This is a genomic window from Streptomyces calidiresistens (assembly GCF_014141525.1).
GTDB lineage: Bacteria > Actinomycetota > Actinomycetes > Streptomycetales > Streptomycetaceae > Streptomyces > Streptomyces calidiresistens.
In genome coordinates this window covers 1-3,599 of sequence record NZ_VKHS01000581.1, presented here as the reverse complement: position 1 = coordinate 3,599, position 3,599 = coordinate 1, and the positions used below count along the sequence as shown (strand labels likewise).

Here is a 3,599-nt window from a genome sequence, read left to right as displayed (position 1 = left end):
CCTCCGACCGGGGCTCCGGCTCCGCCCAGCCCGCCGCGCCGGCCCCCTACGCCACGACCTCCACCGAATCGGTCCGACTGGACCGCATCTCCTCGGTGGTGCTCAGCCGCGTCGTCGCCGACCCCGAGGCCTACACCCCGGGCACCCTGCCCCACGAGGTGGTCCTCACCATCGGCTGGGGCGCCGTCTCCCGCATCGACCTCGAGCCCGCCGGCTGCGGCGACCCCGGCTGCGAGGCCGACCACGGCTACACCGGCTCCACCACCGCCGACGACCTCTCGTTGCGCATCAGCGAGGCGGGGGACGGACCGGAGACCGTCCGGCAGACCCTGGAGTTCGCCCGCGCCCTCTCCGAGGCCACCGCCCCCACCGGCCGGTGACCGGGGTGCCCCCGGCCCCCGCGGACGCCTTCGACGAACCGCCGCTCCCCGATCCGGCCCTCGCCCCCGTGCCCGCCTGGGGCACCGCCTCGCTGGCGGACCTCCTGCCCGCCGCGCTCGCCGGCATGGGCGTGCCGGCCCCGCCCACCGGGCTGGTCCTGCCGCCCGCCGACCGGGTGTGCGTCTTCCTGGTGGACGGTCTGGGCTGGGAGGTGCTGCGTGCCCACCCGGCCGAGGCGCCGTTCCTGACCTCGCTGCTGCCCGGCTCGCTCGCCGGCACCGGCCGGCCCGCCACGGCCGGTTTCCCCTCCACCACCGCCTCCTCGCTGGCCTCGGTCGGCACCGGGCTGCCGGTCGGGGCGCACGGCCTGGCCGGCTACCGGGTCCTGGACCCCGACGCGGACCGGCTGATGAACCAGCTGCGCTGGGACCCGTGGACCGATCCCCACCTGTGGCAGCCGCACCCCACCGTCTTCCGGTTGGCCCACGAGGCGGGAGTGGCCACCTGCCAGGTCTCGGCCCCCGCCTTCGAGCACACCCCGCTGACCCGGGTGGCGCTCAGCGGCGGCCGATGGTTCGGGCGGCTGGACCCCGGCGAGCGCATGGATCTGGCCGCGAGCCGGCTGGCCGCCGCCGACCGCGCCCTGGTCTACACCTACTACGCCGACCTGGACGCCTGCGGCCACCGCTTCGGCGTGGACTCCCCGGAGTGGCGCGCGCAGTTGCGCACCGTGGACGCCCTGGCCCGCCGACTGGCCGAGCAACTCCCCCCGCGCGCGGTGCTGTACGTGACCGCCGACCACGGCATGGTGGACGTGCCGATGACCGAGGAGTCCCGCTACGACGTGGACGAGGACTGGGAGTTGAGCGCGGGGGTGCGCCTGCTCGGCGGCGAGGGCCGGGCCCGCCACGTCTACGCCGTCCCCGGCGCCGCCGCCGACGTGCTCACCGTCTGGCGGGAGGTGTTGGGGGAGGACGCCTGGGTGGTCGGTCGCGAGGAGGCCGTCGAGCTGGGTTGGTTCGGTCCGCCGAAGAGCATGGAGGCTCGGGTGGTGGGGCGGCTGGGCGACGTGGTCGTCGCCATGACCGGCACCGCCGCCGTGGTCGCCACCTCCTCCGAGCCCAACGAGTCGGCGCTGATCGGCATGCACGGTTCGCTGACCTCCGCGGAACTGGACATCCCCCTGCTGGAGGTCCGTTCCTGAGCCGGTCGTCCCCGGATCCCGACCACGGATCCCGTGCAGCCCCTCGCCCCGCGCCCGTCGCCCATCCCCGTCCGTCGCACCGAAAGCCCCGCCCGTGGCCGAACTCGCCTTCTACGCCGGAACGATGAACTGCGGAAAGAGCACGCTCGCCCTGCAGATCCAGCACAACCGCTCGGCCCGCGGACTCCGGGGGCTGATCTTCACCCGGGACGACCGGGCGGGGGAGGGGCGGTTGTCCTCCCGGCTCGGCCTGGTCACCGAGGCGATCGAGACCGACGAGGAGTTCGACTTCCACCGCCACCTGGTGCGTCGGCTCACCGCGGGGGACCGGGTGGACCACCTGATCGTGGACGAGGCCCAGTTCCTCTCCGCCGACCAGGTCGACCAACTCGCCCGGATCGTCGACGACCTGGGCATCGATGTCTTCGCCTTCGGCATCACCACCGATTTCCGCACCCGCCTCTTCCCCGGCTCCCGGCGCCTCATCGAACTCGCCGACAGCGTCCGCACCCTCCAGGTGGAGTCGCTGTGCTGGTGCGGTGAGCGCGCCACCCACAACGCCCGCACCGTGGACGGCCGGATGGTCGTCGAGGGGGAGTTGGTGGTGGTCGGTGACGTCGACGGCGAGCCCGGTGACGGCCACGGGGGAACGGTGGGCTACGAGGTGCTGTGCCGGCGTCACCACCGGCGGCGCCTGACCGCCGCCGCGGCCGGGACGGCCCGTCTCTCCCCGGACGTGCTCCCGGTGGATCCCCCCGAGGAACCCGCCGAGTCCGGGGCGGGGGTTCCGGCGCCGGCCGGACCCCGCGCCGCGGGGGGCGGTCGGGATCCGATCCGCGCCGGCTGACCCCGCCCGGCGGGGCGGGAGGGCTCAGCCCCCGGCGGGGGGCGAGGCGGGGTCGGAGGGTCGCACGAGCCCGAAGGGAGCGCCCTCGGGATCGGTCGCCCGGACGAAATCACCGAACGGGGCACGCGAGACCGGGCCCAACACCCTCCCGCCCAGCCGGGTCACCCGTTCCGCGGCCTCCTCCGGGTCGGCCACCGCGAAGTAGGTCACCCAGCAGGCGCCGTGCCCCGGCGGCAGGCCGGTCGCGCCCACGCCGTGGATCCCGGCCACCGGTCGGTCGTTGTGGTACAGCACCACGTAATCCCCCGGCTCACCGGCGGCCCCGGCGGCATGGGTGCCCCCGGGCCTCCCGGCCCTCCCGGCGCCCCCGTCGCGCTGCTCCGGCCGCGGCTCGTCGTCGAAGACCAGCGAGTAGAACTTGCTCACCATGGAGGATTCCACGGTCACCAGCTCCGTCCACACCGGCGAGCCCGGGCGGGTGGAGAAGGGGGTGCCGTGCTCCACCCCGGCCTGCCAGACCCCGAAGACCGCGCCCATCGGGTCGGCGGCCAGCGCCACCCGGCCCGCCCGTTCCACGTCCATCGGCCCCACCGCCGGCGTGCCGCCGCACTCGCGCACCCGATCCATGGTGGAGTCGGCGTCGGCGGTGGAGAAGAACGGCACCCAGTCCACGGGGTGCCGGCGCCCCGGGGCCATCCCGCCCAGCCCGGCGACCGGTCGACCCCCCACCTTCGCGTTGAGGTACGGGCCCAACATCTCCGGACCCGCTTCGAACTCCCACCCGAGCAGCTCCCCGTAGAACCGCCGGCCGGCGGGCAGGTCGTGCATCATCACGCTGACGAAGCAGGGAATGCCGGGGGTGGGTCCGCTCACGGATTCGGTCATCGTCGCCTCTCCTCGGAACTGAACCGGGCGCTTCCGGGCCACCGCGCTCCCGGCGCCGTACGGCGGACACCGTCCGAGTCGTCGGCCGGCCCCGTTCGCCCGGGGCCCGGGGCGATGACACCGGTGTCACTGTCGATGCTCCCACCGATCTCCTCCCGCGTCGTCGTGCGCGGCCGGTACCGGGCCGGGGTGTCGCGGGTTTTCCGTCGCTGCCCGCGCAATCCTGCCTCTCCGCATCCGTCTCGTCACCCGTGGCGCCCGGACGGGGGCGGGAGCCGGGGC

At 75.2% G+C, this 3,599-nt stretch carries 4 protein-coding genes; 3 read left to right on the top strand and 1 reads right to left on the bottom strand.

The window, feature by feature from the left end:
• The 3 genes from FOE67_RS19950 to FOE67_RS19940 form a co-directional block, all read left to right on the top strand.
• Nucleotides 1-380: DUF5998 family protein (locus tag FOE67_RS19950; RefSeq protein ID WP_228474074.1), on the top strand; the 380-nt coding region annotated here is incomplete at its 5' end.
• Nucleotides 377-1,585 carry an alkaline phosphatase family protein gene (locus FOE67_RS19945; protein ID WP_438874262.1) on the top strand — a complete coding sequence of 403 codons (1,209 nt, stop codon included), beginning with the start codon at nucleotides 377-379 and terminating at the stop codon, nucleotides 1,583-1,585. The genes FOE67_RS19950 and FOE67_RS19945, both read left to right, overlap by 4 nt.
• 94 nt (nucleotides 1,586-1,679) lie before the next feature.
• Entirely contained in the window at nucleotides 1,680-2,432 is a 753-nt protein-coding gene (locus FOE67_RS19940; protein ID WP_182666215.1) for a thymidine kinase, read from the top strand.
• Nucleotides 2,433-2,456: 24 nt separating this feature from the next.
• On the opposite strand, the gene FOE67_RS19935 is transcribed toward FOE67_RS19940, so the two are convergent.
• Complete coding sequence (locus tag FOE67_RS19935; protein ID WP_182666214.1) at nucleotides 2,457-3,317, bottom strand: VOC family protein; 861 nt, start codon at nucleotides 3,315-3,317, stop codon at nucleotides 2,457-2,459.
• Nucleotides 3,318-3,599: the final 282 nt, after the last annotated feature.

Excerpts from the sequence above, each read along its gene's own strand:
- FOE67_RS19935 (WP_182666214.1), bottom strand. The coding sequence starts at position 3,317 with ATGACCGAATCCGTGAGCGGACCCACCCCCGGCATTCCCTGCTTCGTC.